This is a genomic window from Pedococcus sp. 2YAF34 (assembly GCF_052114585.1).
Classification (GTDB): domain Bacteria; phylum Actinomycetota; class Actinomycetes; order Actinomycetales; family Dermatophilaceae; genus Pedococcus.
Map to the genome: position 1 here is coordinate 1 of NZ_JBFRFA010000108.1, position 443 is coordinate 443.

Sequence of the window (443 nt, forward strand, 5' to 3'; positions counted from 1 at the left end):
GTGCGCGCCAGCCTCCGCTCGTCGCCTTCGCGTTGGTCCGCCACCACGTGTGCCGCCCGCACGATGAGCGGAATCGTCGCTCCCTGCACGAAGAGCGTGACCACGATCACGAGGAAGGTGACGGCGATCACCACTTCGCGGCCGGGAAACGGCTGACCGGATGCAGTCTCCAGCGGCAACGAAAGGGCCGCGGCGAGCGACACGGCACCCCTGAATCCGCCCCAGACGAGGATCAGCCGGGTCCGCCACGCTTCGCGGCGTGCGCGCTGGCTCGGCCTGCGGTCCACCAGGCGGATGATCGGTGCCTGCACCAGGATCCACAGCAGCCGCACCACGAAGACCGCGACCGCGCTCGCGATGGCCAGCACGAGGATGGCGCCCCAGCCGCCGTTCGCGAACGTGGTGAACGCAGCCCGCGCCTGCAGCCCGATGAGCACGAAGAG

At 70.2% G+C, this 443-nt stretch carries 1 protein-coding gene; it reads right to left on the minus strand.

Annotated features, from left to right (window positions below):
- Positions 1 to 443: cation:proton antiporter domain-containing protein (locus tag AB4Z02_RS19105; protein WP_441972945.1), on the minus strand; the 443-nt coding region annotated here is incomplete at both ends.